9 protein-coding genes are annotated in these 14,854 nt (G+C 72.8%); 3 read left to right on the forward strand and 6 right to left on the reverse strand.

The genetic code is table 11. The features are described 5' to 3' along the window. Positions 1 to 109: 109 nt before the first annotated feature. The 6 genes from RDI86_RS05855 to RDI86_RS05880 all read right to left on the reverse strand — a co-directional run bounded on the left by RDI86_RS05855 (position 110) and on the right by RDI86_RS05880 (position 11,225). Positions 110 to 5,545 (reverse strand): GH92 family glycosyl hydrolase, encoded by a 5,436-nt coding sequence (locus RDI86_RS05855; protein ID WP_308820927.1) that lies wholly within the window; start codon positions 5,543 to 5,545, stop codon positions 110 to 112. Positions 5,546 to 5,830: 285 nt separating this feature from the next. Next, entirely contained in the window at positions 5,831 to 6,958 is a 1,128-nt protein-coding gene (locus RDI86_RS05860) for a LacI family DNA-binding transcriptional regulator (RefSeq protein WP_308820928.1), read from the reverse strand. Position 6,959: 1 nt separating this feature from the next. Then, positions 6,960 to 8,174, reverse strand: a complete 1,215-nt coding sequence (locus RDI86_RS05865) for a sugar ABC transporter permease (protein WP_076403700.1) — start codon at positions 8,172 to 8,174, stop codon at positions 6,960 to 6,962. Then, positions 8,171 to 8,983: an ATP-binding cassette domain-containing protein gene (locus tag RDI86_RS05870; protein ID WP_083711284.1), complete on the reverse strand. Its 813-nt coding sequence runs from the start codon at positions 8,981 to 8,983 to the stop codon at positions 8,171 to 8,173. Before RDI86_RS05870 ends, RDI86_RS05865 begins: the two co-directional genes overlap by 4 nt. Then, entirely contained in the window at positions 8,980 to 10,056 is a 1,077-nt protein-coding gene (locus RDI86_RS05875; protein WP_308820929.1) for a substrate-binding domain-containing protein, read from the reverse strand. Before RDI86_RS05875 ends, RDI86_RS05870 begins: the two co-directional genes overlap by 4 nt. Positions 10,057 to 10,106: 50 nt before the next feature. After that, on the reverse strand, positions 10,107 to 11,225 hold the full coding sequence (locus tag RDI86_RS05880; RefSeq protein WP_244550363.1) for an ROK family transcriptional regulator: 1,119 nt from the start codon (positions 11,223 to 11,225) through the stop codon (positions 10,107 to 10,109). A gap of 369 nt (positions 11,226 to 11,594) precedes the next feature. Between RDI86_RS05880 and RDI86_RS05885 the strand changes: the two genes are divergently transcribed. From RDI86_RS05885 to RDI86_RS05895, 3 genes are all read left to right on the forward strand, one after another. Continuing rightward, on the forward strand, positions 11,595 to 12,896 hold the full coding sequence (locus RDI86_RS05885) for an ABC transporter substrate-binding protein (RefSeq protein WP_061267179.1): 1,302 nt from the start codon (positions 11,595 to 11,597) through the stop codon (positions 12,894 to 12,896). Between the two features lie 139 nt (positions 12,897 to 13,035). Then, complete coding sequence (locus tag RDI86_RS05890; protein WP_061267180.1) at positions 13,036 to 13,938, forward strand: carbohydrate ABC transporter permease; 903 nt, start codon at positions 13,036 to 13,038, stop codon at positions 13,936 to 13,938. Continuing rightward, a complete protein-coding gene (locus RDI86_RS05895) occupies positions 13,935 to 14,837 on the forward strand; it encodes a carbohydrate ABC transporter permease (RefSeq protein WP_074805223.1) in 903 nt (300 codons plus the stop codon). Before RDI86_RS05890 ends, RDI86_RS05895 begins: the two co-directional genes overlap by 4 nt. The last annotated feature ends 17 nt before the right edge of the window (positions 14,838 to 14,854 follow it).

Genomic DNA, 14,854 nt, shown 5'->3' on the forward strand with positions numbered 1-14,854 from the left:
GCGCGGTGCCCGTACGGCGCGGTGCCCCGGGACGATCATCCCGGGGCACCGCCGGTGGTGCATGCCTGCCTCACCCCGGTCGGACGCGGGGCGGGGCGGGCTCAGGGGTTCAGCCGCAGGTCACGGCGGCGTAGTCGGCCTGGATCGACGCCGTCACCTCCTCGTCGCCGGTGCCGCGCGTCGCCTCGACGGTGACGGTGCCGGCCTCGACCGCCGTGGCCCGCGTCGCGAACGACTGGTAGGCGTTGGCGCCCGGCGCGACGGCCGCGACCTCCTTGGTGCCGAACGGCGTGACGAGCCGGATCGCGAGCGGCACGTCCTCGCCGTTCTCGGCGCGGACCGCGACGTACGCCTTGCCGGCGAGGCAGCGGGTGCTCACCGTGACGTCGACGGCGAGGGCCGGCTCCGCCTCGGTCACGGTCACGGGGACCTCGACCACCTGGCTGGTCCAGCCGTCGTCGACCACGACGTACGCCGTGTACGTCCCGGCCGCCGTGTAGGCGTGCGAGCCGGAGACCGATCCGTCGGCCACCGTGCCGGCCGCGACGTCGGAGCCGTCGCCCCACGTGACCGCCGCCCGGAGGTCGGCGCCCTCGCGGCCGCCCGCCACCTGGGCGAGCGCCACGTCCGAGGTCTGCCCGACGGCGAGCGTCACGCCCTCCGCGGCCGTGACCTCGAGCGCGGGGTGCTCGGCGAACGTGCCGTCGTGCGCGACCGCGACCACGTGGATGCGGCCGTCGCGCGAGAGCTCGCCCGGCTGGTCCGGGAGCGTGAGGCTCACGGGCCGCTTGCCCTCGGGGAGGGTGATCGGCGCCGTCGCGAAGAACGCGGCGGGGGTGCCGGTCTGCGGGCTGCCGCCACGCAGGCGGTTGTCCGTCACGGCGACGGGGATGTTGCCGAACACCGGGTTGCGCGCCGCGCCCGACCAGTCGCCGAAGCTCAGGTCGATGGGCTGCGACGAGCCGTCGTCGAAGGTCAGCGTGCCGGTGGCCTGCTGGTTCTTCTCCGTGCCCGTGCCGATCACCGAGAGCTGCTCCGCGTCCGCGGGGACGTCGAGCTCGATGGTCTGCCCGTCGCCCGTGGCGTTGTCCGGCTGCCCGGCGGGGACCGCCGGGACGTCGAACGCGAGGTCCGTGCCCGGCACCGTCGCGCGCTCGCCCTGGACGAAGCCCTTCGCCGCGAGCTGCGCCCGGTCGAAGAACACGCCCTGGCCGTCGCACGAGCCGACCGTCGTCCCGGCGTCGCCGATGCAGACGTTGTCGTACGCGGCGAGCAGCGAGCCCTCGCGCAGGAGCGAGACGCTGACGTACGAGGAGGCCGAGACGGGCTCGATCCCCTCGCCCGAGACCGTGACGGTCACGGGGTAGACGCCGGGTGCGGTCCACGTGTGCGCGGCGTCCACCGCGTACCCGCCGAACGCGCCCGCCCGCAGCGTCCCGGCGACCGGCTCGGAGCCGTCGCCGAACGCGACCTGCACGTCGAGCGCCGCGACGTCGCCCTCGACCCCGGTGAGGGTCGCGAACGAGCCCGAGACCTCGCGGCCCGTGACGCCGTCACGGTCCGGTGCGGCCGAGAGGGTGAGCTCCTCGGCCCCGGACTCCTTCGGGTCGGCGAGGAGCTCGACCTCGGCGAGCGACAGCGCGCCGGAGCCCGACGTCGCGGTGACCGTCACCCGGTACCGCGCGAACGCCGTCGGCTCGGCGACCGTGAACGGCCGCGTCTGCAGGGCCCAGCGGAACTGCTCGCCGGACCGCTCGTCGAGCGTCGTCCACGTCTCGCCGTCGTCGGAACCCTCGAGGGTCCATGCGGACGGTGACGCCGTCCCGCTCGCCCCGGAGGTCAGCGTGTACGACCCGACGGTCGGGCGGATGCCGTTGCCCGCCCACGTGATCGACGGCGTCCTGGTGGCGAACGTCGTGCGCGTCCCGGACGTGTTGTCCGTGAGCGCCGCGGCGCTCGTGGTCGCGTCGCCGTCGGCGACGGTGGTGGTGCCGAGGCCCGCCGTCGTCGCGTCCTGCACCGGCGTCGGGGGCTCGTCGCCCTCGGTGAGCGACGGCGGCGCGTCGTCCTCGCCCGTGCCCCAGTCCGACGGCTCCGGACCCATGACGAAGTCCAGCGTCGTGCCGCCCGAGAGGTCCGCCTGGGAGAGTGACGTCGAGGTGCGGGCCTCGCCGTCCACCGCGAGGGACTGCACGTAGACGTTGTCGACCGAGTTGTTCTCGGCGTTGACGACGAGGTCGCCGTCCGGCAGGTGCACGATCGCCTTGTCGAACAGCGGCGAACCGACCGCGTACTGGTCCGAGCCGACCTGGAGCGGGTAGAAGCCGAGCGAGGCGAAGATCCACCACGACGACATCTCGCCGTTGTCCTCGTCGCCCGGGTAGCCCTGGCCGATCTCGCTGCCCACGAACAGGCGGCGGGTGACCTCGCGGACCTTCTCCTGCGCCTTCGACGGCGCGCCCGCGGCGTCGTAGAGCCACGGGATGTGGTGCGACACCTGGTTGCTCATGCCCCACTGGCCCATGCGGACGTCGCGCGCCTCGCGCTGCTCGTGGATGCCGCCGTTGCCGGCGCCCTTCTCCGGCGTGGAGAAGAACTCGTCGAGCTTGTCCTCGAGGCCCTGCTTGCCGCCGTAGAGGTTGGCGAGGCCCTGGCCGTCCTGCGGGGCGTGGAACGCGAAGTTCCAGCCGTTCGTCTCGGTGTACCCGCCGCCCCAGGCCTCCGGGTCGTACGTCTCGGGGTCGACGGCCCACGTGCCGTCTTCGTGCCGCGGCACGAAGAAGTCGACCTCGGGGTCGAACAGCTCGACGTAGTGCGTGGCCCGCTCGAGGAAGTACGCGGACTCCTCGCGCAGCGTCTCGCGGCGCTCCTCCGGCGTCGCCGGGTCCTCCGCGAGGGCGGCGGCCATGTTGCCGATGCCGAAGTCGTTGACCAGGCCCTCCAGGCCCCACGACACGGACTCGTGCGTGGACTCCGGCGTGAACCCGAGGAACGGCGAGGTCTGCAGGCCCTTGCGGCCCACGGCGTTGCTCGGCGGCGCGACGGTCGCGTTGCGCAGCGCGGCGTCGTACGCCTCGAGCGCCGTGCCCGTGGGGAGCGAGCCCTTGAGGTACGCGTCGGCGAACGCCACGTCGGAGCTCGTGCCCGTCATGAGGTCGGCGTAGCCCGGCGAGGACCAGCGCGCGATCCAGCCGCCGTCGCGGTACTGCTGGACGAACCCGTCGACCAGCTCGGCCGCGAGCTCCGGGTAGAGGAGCGAGTACGCCGGCCAGGCCGTGCGGTACGTGTCCCAGAACCCGTTGTTCACGTAGATCTTGCCGTCGACGATCTTCGCGTTGGTCTGCGTGTCCGTCGCGGAGCCCGTGGTCGCGGAGACCGGGCTCGCGTACCTGTACACGGGCTCCTGCGCCGTGCCCGTGTTCTCGAACTGCGAGTTCGGGTACAGGTTGAGGCGGTAGAGGTTCGAGTACAGCGTGACGAGCTGGTCCTCGCTCGCGCCCTCGACCTCGATGACCCCCAGGCGGTCGTTCCACGCCTGCGCGGCGGCGGCCTTGACCTCCGTGAAGGTCTTGCCCGTCACCTCCAGGTCGAGGTTCTTGCGCGCCTGGTCGAGGCTGATGAACGACGTCGCGACGCGCAGCTCGACCGTCTTGTCGGACGACGTGTCGAACGTCGCGAAGCGCGCGTCCGCACGGTTGCCCGCCGCCGTCCCGACCGCCGTCGGACTACGGTCGAAGGTGCCGGCGACGAACATCCGCGTGCGGCCCACGGACAGGCCCGAGCCGTTCTCGACCCAGCCGGAGATCGTGCCCGTGGCCTGGTCGTACGTGAGCTTGGAGGAGCCGTCCACCTTGTCCACGAGCACATGGCCCTTGGCTCCGGGGTAGCTGAAGCGGAGCACCGCGCCGTGGTCGGTGGGCGTCGCCTCGATCGCGGACCCGTTGGTGAACGTGACCCCGTAGTAGTCGGGCCGCGCCGTCTCGTCGGCGTGGTCGAACTCGAGGCCGCGCGTCGAGAGCGTGGCGTCGGGCGTCCCCGACGCCGTCGACGGGAGGAACGTCAGCTGGTTGCGGTCGCCCATCCACGGGCTCGGCTCGTGCGAGATCCCGAAGCCCTGGAGGACGGGCTTGTTGTTGGCGTTGTTGGCCTTGTGGTACTCGTACAGCCAGCTCTGCGAGGAGGCGTTCGTGTACGGCGTCCAGAAGTTGAACCCGTTGGGCGTCGCCGTCGCGGGGATGTTGTTCCCGCGCGAGAAGCTGCCCGACGCGAGCGTGCCGCGGCGCGTGTCCACGTAGTTGGCGAGGCTCGACCCGTCGATCGTGGCCGGCTCCGCCGTGATCGCGACGTCGTCGAGCCAGCCCGCGAACTTCGTCCCGGCGTGGCCGCCGGGGTTGTCGTACCCGAGCAGCACCTGGTCCACGGTCTTGCCCGCGGCGACGTCGCCGAGGTCGACCCGCACGGAGTTCCACTGGTCCGCGTAGAGGATCTTGCCCTCGCCCTGCGCCTGCGCGGTCGCGACCGTCTCGTGCGCGTCGCGCGCGCCGAGGTCGGACAGGTAGGTCCCGTCGGTGAACAGGACGTCCACCGCCGCGTACGTCGACGGGTACTGCAGGTCGTCGAGCAGCTCGGGGAAGATCGTGTAGCTCAGGCGCGTGTCCTCGCCGACGACGACGTCCACGTCGTCGTAGAGCACGTTCGTCGCGTAGGTCTCGCCGTCGGCGAGGTGCGAGCCGTCGTACCGGAGCGAGTGCAGGCCGGAGAAACCGACGCCCGCCTTGTTGGTGAAGCTGACGCGCGGCCCGGTGCCGACCTTCGTCGTCATGGGTGCCGCGGACGGGCCGGCGCTCAGGTCGGCCGAGAGGTCCCACCCGGCGAGCTGGACGATGGAGTCGCCCGAGTTCGCCGTGACGTTGAGGCGCAGGTACGTGTACGCCGCGGTGGGCGCCTCGAGCTCGAACGTGCGCGTCTGCTGGCGGTTCGGGAAGTCCTCGTCCGTCCGCCGGTCGAGCGCGGTCCACGTGGACCCGTCGTTCGACCCCTCGACCGTCCAGGTCTTCGGGTCGCGACCGGCGGCGTCGTCGCCGGAGGTCATCGTGTACGCGACGAACGAGACGGGCTCGGCGAACTCGTACCGGACCCAGCCGGTCGACGCGAACGCGAGCCACTTGGTGCCCGAGCTGCCGTCGGCGAGGTTCGCCGCGCCCTCGTTGGGCAGGTTCTGCGCGCTCGCGGTGACGCCCTTCAGCTGCCCGAGGACGCTCCCGGGCAGGCCGGCCGTGAACGAGCCGACGTTCGCCTGCCAGGGCGCGCCGTCGCGCTCGGCCACCGTGGTGGGCAGCGCCGCCGGGTCGCCGGACTCGAACGACGACGAGAAGTCGCCCGGCTCGGCGGCCGCGGCGGGGGCGGCGGCGAGGGCTCCCGCGGGGGCCGCGAGAGGCACCCCGAGCGGGACGGCGAGTGCGGCGGCGAGCACGAGGCCGAGAGGCCGGGCGCGGCCGCTGCCGGACCGCGCGACCGCGCGTCCGGACGGGAGTGGTCTGGTCATGCCGCGATCTCCTTCGATCGTCTGACAGCGCTGTCAGGCTGCAGGGGTGCCCCTGACAACGCGCAGGGGGGAAGCGTTGTCAGGGGCGACCTGAACCTATGCGTCGGCTCCGGGCTTTGTCAACGCGGTCAGGGCTCTGCCGACAGGGCGCCGACAAGAGGACCCCCTGGCGCAAAAGTCACGCTCAGTGTGACTTTCGCGCCACCCGCTCGACCGCGGAGGAGGTCGTACGCCGTCAGCACGACCGCGCTCGCACCGACACGCGCACGGGCACCGCGGCCACGCCTAGGCCGCGGGGCCGGGGACCTCCCCCGTGCCGCGGACGACGAGCCGCGTCGGCACCACGACGAGCCGCGGGGCGAGCTCCGGGTTCTCGGCGCGGGACACCGCGAGCGCCGCCGCCTGCCGGCCCATCTCGACGACGTCGTACCCCACGACCGTCACGTGCAGGAGGTCCGCGAGCTCGAAGTCGTCGAAGCCGACGAGCGCGACGTCCGCCGCCCCGCCCGACGCCTCGCGGTCGCGCAGGGCGTGGAGCGCGCCGACCGTGATCTTGTTGTTCGCCGTGACGAACGCCGTCGGGGGCTCGGGCAGCGCGAGGAGGTCCGCCACGAACACGCGCGCGAGGTCGGCGTCGTGCGCGCCGTCCCGCACGTACCGGCCCGGGTCCTCGACGCCCGCGGCCCGCAGCGTCGCGACGAACTCGTCGCGACGCTCCTGGAACGTCCACAGGCGCGACACGTCGCCCACGAGCGCGATCCGGCGGTGCCCGTGCGCGAGGAGGTGCGTCACGGCGTCGCGCACTCCCCCGCGGTTGTCGATGACGACCGTGTCCGCCTCGACGCCGCGCGCGGGGCGGTCGATGAACACGACCGGCAGGCCGTCCTCGAGCTCGCGGCGCAGGCCCGAGTGGTCCGTCGACGTCGGGGTGACGACGAGCGCGCCGACGCGGCGCTCGACGAGCGCCTCGGTGAGCGACCGCTCGCGCTCCGGCTCCTCGTCCGAGCTCGTGGTGATGAGCTGGAGGCCGTGGTGGCGGAGCTCGCGCTCGATGCCGCTGGCCAGCGCGGAGTAGAACGGGTTCGCGAGGTCGCCGGTGACGAAGCCGACGAGCCGCGACGAGCCGCCGCGCGCGAGGTCGGCGGCCACGGCGTTGCGCCGGAAGCCGAGCCGCTGCGCGGCCTCCTGGACCTTGGCGCGCGTCTGCGGCGCGACGTTCGGCTCGTCGTTGAGGACGCGCGACGCCGTCTTGAGGCTCACGCCGGCGACCTCCGCGACGGAGGCGAGCGTCGGGCGCCGGCCTCCGCGTCCGCCGTGCGGACGCGCCACGGCCGCCTCCGTCGGGGTGTCGGGGACCACGACCCCGACCTCGCCCGGCGGGACCGTCCCCGCGCTCTCCCCCTGCATCACCATCTCAGACCTCCCGTCGACCACGAATCAGCATGTCGACGACGATAGCGAGCAGCAGGACCGCTCCGGTCACGATGTACCGCGTGGCCGTGTCGAGGTTGAGCAGCGTGAGCCCGTTCGCGATGGACTGGAGCACGAGCACGCCCAGCAGCGCCGACCACGCGCTCCCGCGCCCGCCGAACAGGCTCGTGCCGCCGATGACCGCGGCCGCGATCGCCGTCAGGTAGGTGTCCGCCGCGCCGGTCCCCTGGTTCGCCGCCGCGAGCCGGCCCGCGGCGAGGACGCCGCCGAGCGCGGCGAACGTCGAGCACGCGACGAAGCACGAGACGACCGTGCGGCGCACCGCGACGCCCGCGAGGAGCGCGGAGCGCCGGTTGCCCCCGACGGCGCGCACGGAGCGTCCCCACCGCGTGCGGCGCAGCAGCACGTCGACCACGACCACGAGCGCCACGAAGAGCACCACGGTGTAGCCGATCCCGCGCGCCGTCCCGAGGTACGCGACCGTCGCGACGAGCACCGCCGCGAGGACCGCCGTCCGGACCGCGACGCGGGCCAGGCCCGGGCTCGGGAGCTCCGCCCGGACGCGGCGCACGTGGTCGGTCACGCGCAGCGCGGCGTACCCCGCCACGACCACGACCACGAGGCCCCACGCGACCGCGGGGGCGAGGAAGCCCTGCTGGACCGTGCGCACGAGCCACGACTCGAACGGCAGGTTGATCGAACCCTTGGGACCGAGGACGCGCAGCTGCACGCCCGCGAGGATCAGGAGGCCCGCGAGCGTGAAGACGAACGACGCGAGCCCGAGGCGCGTGGAGAGCAGCCCGTACCCGAGCCCGACGACGACCCCGACGGCCAGCGCCGCGACGATCGCGATCCCGACCGGCCAGCCCAGCCCGACCGTCCCGACGGCGAGCACCGCCGCGGCGAGCCCGCTCACCGAACCGACCGACAGGTCGATCTGGCCGACGAGCAGCACGAGCACGACGCCGAGCGCGATGATCCCCGTGGGGGCGCTCTGGAGCGTGAGGTTGACGAGGTTCTCCGCGGAGAGGAACGCGGGGTTGATCGCGCCGAGCACGACCCAGATGAGCACGAGCGCGGCGACGATCGGCAGCATGCCGAGGTGCGCGCCGCGCAGCTGCTGCACGACGGACCCGGACAGCGCGCCCGTCAGGGGCCGGTCGAGCGCCGCGCCCGAGGTGCGGCCGGGGACGCTCATCGGTGCACCGCCCCGGTGCCGCCCGTGCGCCGCTCGCGCTCGGTCCCGCCCGCGCTCCCGATCGGTCCGCCCGGGCGCGCCGGGCGCACGGCGCCGGTCATCGCGGCGAGCAGGTCCTCGTAGGACGTGTCGCCCGGGAACTCGCCGTGCACGCGGCCGAGCCGCAGCACGAGGATGCGGTCGGCGACGGCCTGGAGGTCGCCCGCCTGGTGGCTGATGAGGACGACGGCGTGCCCGCGCTCGCGCAGCTTCTCGATGAGGTTGAGCACCTCGGCGGTCTGCCGGACGCCGAGCGCCGCCGTCGGCTCGTCGAGGACGAGCACGCGCGGCGACCCCAGGAGGGCGCGTGCGACCGCCACGACCTGCCGCTGGCCGCCCGAGAGCGTGCGCACCGGCTGCCGCACGGACGGGACGGTCGCGGCGAGCTGGTCGAGCAGGCCCCACGCCTCGCGCTCCATCGCGATCTCGTCGAGGAACGGCCCGTGGAGGACCTCCTGCCCGAGGAACACGTTCTCGACGACGTCGAGGTCGTCGACGAGCGCGAGCTGCTGGAACACCGCCGCGATCCCGTGCTGGCGCGCGGCCGCCGGCGAGTCGAGCACGACGGGCGCGCCGTCGAGCAGCACCTCGCCCGCGTCGGGGCGGAACGCGCCCGCGACGACGCCCGCGAGCGTCGACTTGCCGGCGCCGTTGTCGCCCACGACGGCGAGGACCTCGTGCTCGCGCACCTCGACGTCGACGTCGACGAGCGCCCGGACGCCGCCGAAGCTCTTGGAGACCCCGCGCAGGGTCAGGACGGGGGCGCTCACGGTGCCGCCTCCAGGAGACCCGCGTCGACGCACGCGTCGACGTACGACGGGGTGCAGATCTCGTCGACCGTGTAGACGCCGCCGTCGACGAGGACGCGCCGGACGTCGTCGACGCCGACCGCGCGCGGCGCGAGCAGGAGGCTCGGGACGCCGTCGATCACCACGGTCGCGCGCGGGTCCTCGCCGCGCAGCACCCGCACGGCGAGCTCGGCGGCCGTGCGCGCCTGCTCCGTCGTGGCCTTGTAGACGGTCATGTACTGGTCGCCCGAGACGACGCGCTGGACGGCCGCGAGCTCGCCGTCCTGGCCCGTGGTGGGCGGCACCGGGTCGAGGCCGGCGGCCTTCATCGCGGCGATGGCGCCGCCCGCGATGCCGTCGCTCGCCGCGAAGACGCCGTCGACGCGACCCGGGTACTGCGTGAGCTGCCCCTCGACCCACTCGGTCGCCTTGTCGGGGCTCCAGTCGGGCGTGTCGTACTCGGCGAGCACGTCGATGTCCTCTCCCTCGAGCGCGCGGTGTGCGCCGGCGGCGAGCTCCGCGGCGTTCGGGTCGGTCGGCGAGCCCTGGACGAGCAGGACGCCCGGCCGCCGGCCCTGCGCCGGCGGGTCCTGCTCCGCACGGTCGAGGACCGCGCCGACGAGCGCCTCCCCCATGAGGTACCCGATGAGCTCGTTGTCGAACGAGACGTAGTAGTCCGCGCCGTCGACGAAGCGATCGTAGGCGATGACGGGCACGCCGAGTCGCTGGGCCTCGGCGACGACGCTCACCGCGGCGACGGCGTCGACCGCGTCGAGCACGAGGACGTCCGCGCCGCGCGCGAGCATCGACTCGGCCTGCTGCTGCTGGTTCGCGGCGTCCTGGGCGGCGTTCGCGTACAGCACCTCGCACGACGGGCAGCGCCGCTCGACCACCCCGACGAAGGTCGGGCGGTCGGTCGTCTCGTAGCGCGCGGTCTTGGCCTCGGGCAGCAGGAGCCCGATGGTCCCCTCCGACGGCCCGGCGGGTTCCTCCGGCGTCGCGCAGCCCGCGAGCGCGAGCAGCGCGACGACGACGGCCGCCACACCCGTCGTCACTGCACCCCGCGCGCGACGGCGGGCATTCCCCGGGCGAGCCCCGTCCCCGCTCATGCGCTCACCCCCAGGGAGCCGCTGACGCGCGCGAGGTCGAGCGCGACGGCGAGCGCACCGCGCACCTCGGCGGCCGACCCGAGCTCGGACGCGACGACGCGCACCGGGCCGGCCGTGCTGGGGACCGTGCGCTGCTCGAGCGCGGTGCGGAGCGGGCCGAGCAGCGACTCGCCCGCCTCGGCGAGCTGCCCGCCGACGACGACGATCTCCGGGTCGACGAGGTTGCACAGGTTCGCGGCCGCGACGCCGAGGTGCTGACCGGCGTCGAACAGGACGCGGCGGCAGCCCGGGTCCCCCTCCTGGGCCCGCGCGATGACGTCGCGCAGCGTGAGGTGGCCGCGGCTCTCGGAGAGCATGGAAAGCAGCACGCCCGCGCCGACGTACATCTCGAGGCAGCCGCGGTTGCCGCACCGGCACACCGGGCCGTTCTCGTCGATCGTCACGTGCCCGATCTCTCCCGCGACGCCCGCGCGGCCGTGCACGACGCGCCCGCCCAGGACGAGCCCGCCGCCCACGCCGTGGGACACGCGCAGGTAGGCGACGGCGTCGTGCCCGACGGCCGCCCCGAACCGGGTCTCGGCGAGGGCGCCGAGGTTGGCGTCGTTGTCCACCGTCACGGGCGCGCCGAGCTCGGCCTCGAGCAGCTCGGGGACGACGACGCCGTCCCAGCCGCGCATCATGCCGACGGTCGCGATGCGCCCGGCGCGCACGTCCACGGGCGCGGGCACCCCGACCCCGACGGCGAGCAGCTCGTCGGGGGACGCGTCGACCGACGCGACCATCTCCCCCACGAGGAGCGCGGCGCGCTGGAGGCCGGTGTCGGCGCGGTGGTCCGGGGCGAGCGGCATGCGCTGGTCGGCGAGCACGCGCATGGACGCGTCCGCGAGCGCGACGCGCATCGAGCGCGTGCCGAAGTGCACCCCCGCGACGAGCCCGAGGTTGCGCGCGAGGGTCACCTGGAGGGCGCGCCGTCCGCTGCGCGTGGAAGGCGAGGTGTGCAGGACGCCCGCGCCGGTGAGCTCCTTGACGATGTTGGAGACGGTCGCCGGGGACAGCCCGGTGACGCCGGCCAGCTCGATCTGCGTGAGGGAGCCACGCTGCTGGACGGCGCTCACGATCCGGGCTCGGTTGGCCTCACGCAGTGAAGTCTGCGAGCCCGGTGTCACCCGGTCAGCGCGCACGTCGGCCAGGATACCGCCGGGACGCGCGCGCCCAGGTGGGCGCGTCGCGGTGCCGGTCGGGGGCAGGGCTCGACAGGAATTGGACAGCGCTGTCAGAATGATGCTGGCCGCGCGGCGCTCGGCCTTGAATCCATGCCTTGACGCGAACATCACGATTCGGCGTCGCTTGCGTTCATTTCTTGACATCAAGCGTCGGCCGCCGTTGTATGGGCCTCGGGTTCGAGGGCGCACCGATGCGCCCGGCCGGTGCGACGTGGTCGTCCGCCGGTCCCCCACGACCGAAGAAGGCGTAGGGATATCACGATGCGAATCGATCGCAGGACGAGCGCGACGGTGGCGACGGCCGCCCTCGTGGGTCTCGCACTCGCCGCGTGCAGCGGCGGTGGTTCCGGTGACGGGGGCACCGGTGACGGGGGCGCTTCGGGGGGCGGCGACGAGGTCGAGGTCTTCACCTGGTGGGCCGCCGGCTCCGAGAAGGCGGGTCTCGACGCGCTGGTCGGCGTGTTCGAGGAGCAGCACCCCGACGTGGAGTTCATCAACGGCGCGGTCGCCGGCGGCGCCGGCTCGGCCGCCAAGGACCTCCTCCAGTCCCGCCTCCAGGCCCAGGACCCGCCGGACACGTTCCAGGCGCACGCCGGTGCCGAGCTCCAGGACTACATCGACGCCGCGCAGATCGAGGACGTCTCCTCGCTCTACGACGAGTTCGGCCTCACCGACGTCTTCCCGGCCGACCTCGTGGACCGCCTCAAGTCCGACGACGGCGCGATCTACTCGATCCCGTCGAACATCCACCGCGCGAACGTGGTCTGGGCGAACCCGACGGTCCTCGAGGCCAACGGCGTCGACCCGGCCGCGACCTACGCGGACCTCGACGCCTGGATGGCGGACCTCGACAAGCTCAAGGCCGCGGGCGTCACGCCGCTGTCGGTCGCGACGACCTGGACCCAGGTCAACCTCCTCGAGACCGTGCTCCTCGCGGACCTCGGGGCCGAGGGCTACAACGGCCTGTGGGACGGCTCGACGGACTGGGAGGGTGCCGAGGTCACGGCCGCCCTCGAGGACTTCGAGAAGCTCATGAGCTACACCAACACCGACCGTGACGGGCTCGACTGGCCCGAGGCGACCCAGATGGTGATCGACGGCAACGCCGCGTTCAACGTCATGGGCGACTGGGCCGTCGCGGCGTTCGAGGAGCAGGGCAAGACGCTCGGCACCGACTTCACCGCGTTCCCCGTCCCGGGCACCGACGGCGTGTTCGACTTCCTCGCCGACTCGTTCACCCTCCCGGTGGGCGCCCCGCACCCCGACGGCGCCAAGGCGTGGCTCGAGACCGTGGGCTCGCTCGAGGGCCAGGTCGCGTTCAACAAGGCCAAGGGCTCCATCCCGGCCCGCACCGACGCCGACCCCGCCGAGTTCTCGGAGTACCAGCAGACGGCGATCGAGTCGTTCGGCAACGACACGATCGTCTCCTCGCTCGCGCACGGCGCCGCCGCCCCGGTCGCGACGCTCAACGCGATCTCCGACGCGACGAGCAAGTTCACGTCGGGCGGGTCCGACCTCGCGACCTACCAGTCCGAGCTCGCCGCCGCCACCGCGCAGGGCTGACACCGCTCCGCCGGAGCCGCCGCGCGTCGTCGGGCACGTCCCGACGGCGCGCGGCGGACCAGCGCGACCGGAACACGTCCCCGGGACGCCGGCGCTCCCCGCGCCGCGGCCCACGCCCCCACGACCGGGAAGACCCACCATGCTCAAGTCACTGCGACGCGCCGGCCCAGCGCTGCTGCTGCTCGCGCCCTCGCTGATCCTCGTCGGCGTGTTCGTCTACGGCCTGATCGGCGCGAACTTCCAGACGTCGATCACGGACAACCACACCGCGGCACAGGCCACGGGCCAGAAGCCGTCGGTCGTCGTGTGGTTCGAGAACTACACGGCCCTCCTCGGCAGCGAGGCGTTCCAGCACTCGCTGAAGAACCTCGTGCTCTACACGGTGGTCTTCCTCGCCGGCACGATGCTCATGGGCTTCCTGTGGGCGTGGATGCTCGACAAGCCCGTCAAGGGCGAGGGGATCTTCCGTTCCGTCTACCTGTTCCCCATGGCCGTGTCGTTCGTCGCGTCCGGTGTCGTGTGGCGCTGGCTGCTCAACTCGAACCAGGGCGAGCAGGCGAGCGGCCTCAACCGGCTGTTCCAGATCGTCGGGCTCGACTTCCTGCAGAACAACTGGTGGAACAACGTCACGTGGGGCATCACAGCCATCGCGATCCCCGCGATCTGGCAGCTCTCCGGCTACGTCATGGCGCTGTTCCTCGCCGGGTTCCGCGGCATCCCCGACGAGCTGCGCGAGGCCGCCCGCATGGACGGCGCGAGCGAGTGGAAGCTCTACCGCCACGTGCTGTTCCCACAGCTCTCGCCCATCGCGCTCTCGGCGCTCATCATCATCGGCCACATGTCGCTCAAGGCGTTCGACCTCATCATGTCGATCTCGAAGCCCGCGAACTACCAGACCAAGGTTCCGGCCGTCGACATGTACGTCTTCAAGTCGAGCTTCGACTACGCCAACGCGGCAGCCGTCGGCTCGATCCTGCTGATCATCGTGGCCGTCGTCATCGTGCCCTACCTGATCCGCACCAACCGTCAGGAGAAGCGATGACGACCACCTCGACGCCGGCCGTCCCCGCCCCCGACGTCGTCGGCACGCCGCGCCGGCCCGCGCGCCGCACGCCGCGCGAACGCTTCTCGGTCGGCCGCACGCTCAAGTACGCGGCGCTCGTGCTGTTCCTCGTCATCGTCCTCATCCCCGTCTACGTGCTCTTCGTGACGAGCTTCAAGGGCGCGGGCGACGCGTCGCCGGCGCGCGCGTGGTCGCTCCCGCAGACGTGGACGACGGAGAACTGGCAGACGGCGTGGACCGCGCTGTCCCCCGCCATCTGGCGCACGGTGCAGATGGTCGTGCCGTCCGCGATCATCGCGGCCTTCCTCGGGTCGCTCAACGGGTTCGTGCTCTCCCGCTGGTCGTTCAAGGGCGCGAACATCGTCTTCACGCTCATCCTCTTCGGGATGTTCATCCCGTACCAGGCCGTGATGATCCCGCTCAACCAGCTCGTGCTGGGCCTGGGCATCCCGAGCGGCGTGCCGTCGCTGATCCTGCTGCACGTCATCTACGGCATCCCCATCACGACGCTCATCTTCCGCAACTACTACATGACCGTGCCGCACGAGCTCGTCGAGGCAGCGCGCGTCGACGGCGCCGGGATGCTGCGCACCTACTGGTCGATCATCCTGCCGATCTCGATCCCGAGCTTCGTGGTCGTGCTCATCTGGCAGTTCACGTCCGCGTGGAACGACTTCCTCTTCGCGGTGTTCTTCTCCTCCAGCCAGAACGGCCCCGTGACGCTCGCGCTGAACAACCTGGCGAACGGCGCGCTGCTGCAGAACTACGGCGTCTCGATGGCCGGCGCGCTCTTCGCGTCGCTCCCGACGCTGCTCGTGTACATCGTCCTCGGCAAGTACTTCGTCGGGGGTTTGATGTCCGGTTCGGTCAAGGGCTGACCCGACCGGCCGCCCAC

The sequence above is a fragment of the Cellulosimicrobium sp. XJ-DQ-B-000 genome, assembly GCF_031119065.1.
Classification (GTDB): Bacteria; Actinomycetota; Actinomycetes; order Actinomycetales; family Cellulomonadaceae; genus Cellulosimicrobium; species Cellulosimicrobium funkei.

Coding starts and splice junctions, on each gene's coding strand:
- RDI86_RS05855 (WP_308820927.1), bottom strand. CDS start 5,545: ATGACCAGACCACTCCCGTCCGGACGCGCGGTCGCGCGGTCCGGCAGC.
- RDI86_RS05860 (WP_308820928.1), bottom strand. CDS start 6,958: ATGGTGATGCAGGGGGAGAGCGCGGGGACGGTCCCGCCGGGCGAGGTC.
- RDI86_RS05865 (WP_076403700.1), bottom strand. CDS start 8,174: ATGAGCGTCCCCGGCCGCACCTCGGGCGCGGCGCTCGACCGGCCCCTG.
- RDI86_RS05885 (WP_061267179.1), top strand. CDS start 11,595: ATGCGAATCGATCGCAGGACGAGCGCGACGGTGGCGACGGCCGCCCTC.
- RDI86_RS05890 (WP_061267180.1), top strand. CDS start 13,036: ATGCTCAAGTCACTGCGACGCGCCGGCCCAGCGCTGCTGCTGCTCGCG.
- RDI86_RS05895 (WP_074805223.1), top strand. CDS start 13,935: ATGACGACCACCTCGACGCCGGCCGTCCCCGCCCCCGACGTCGTCGGC.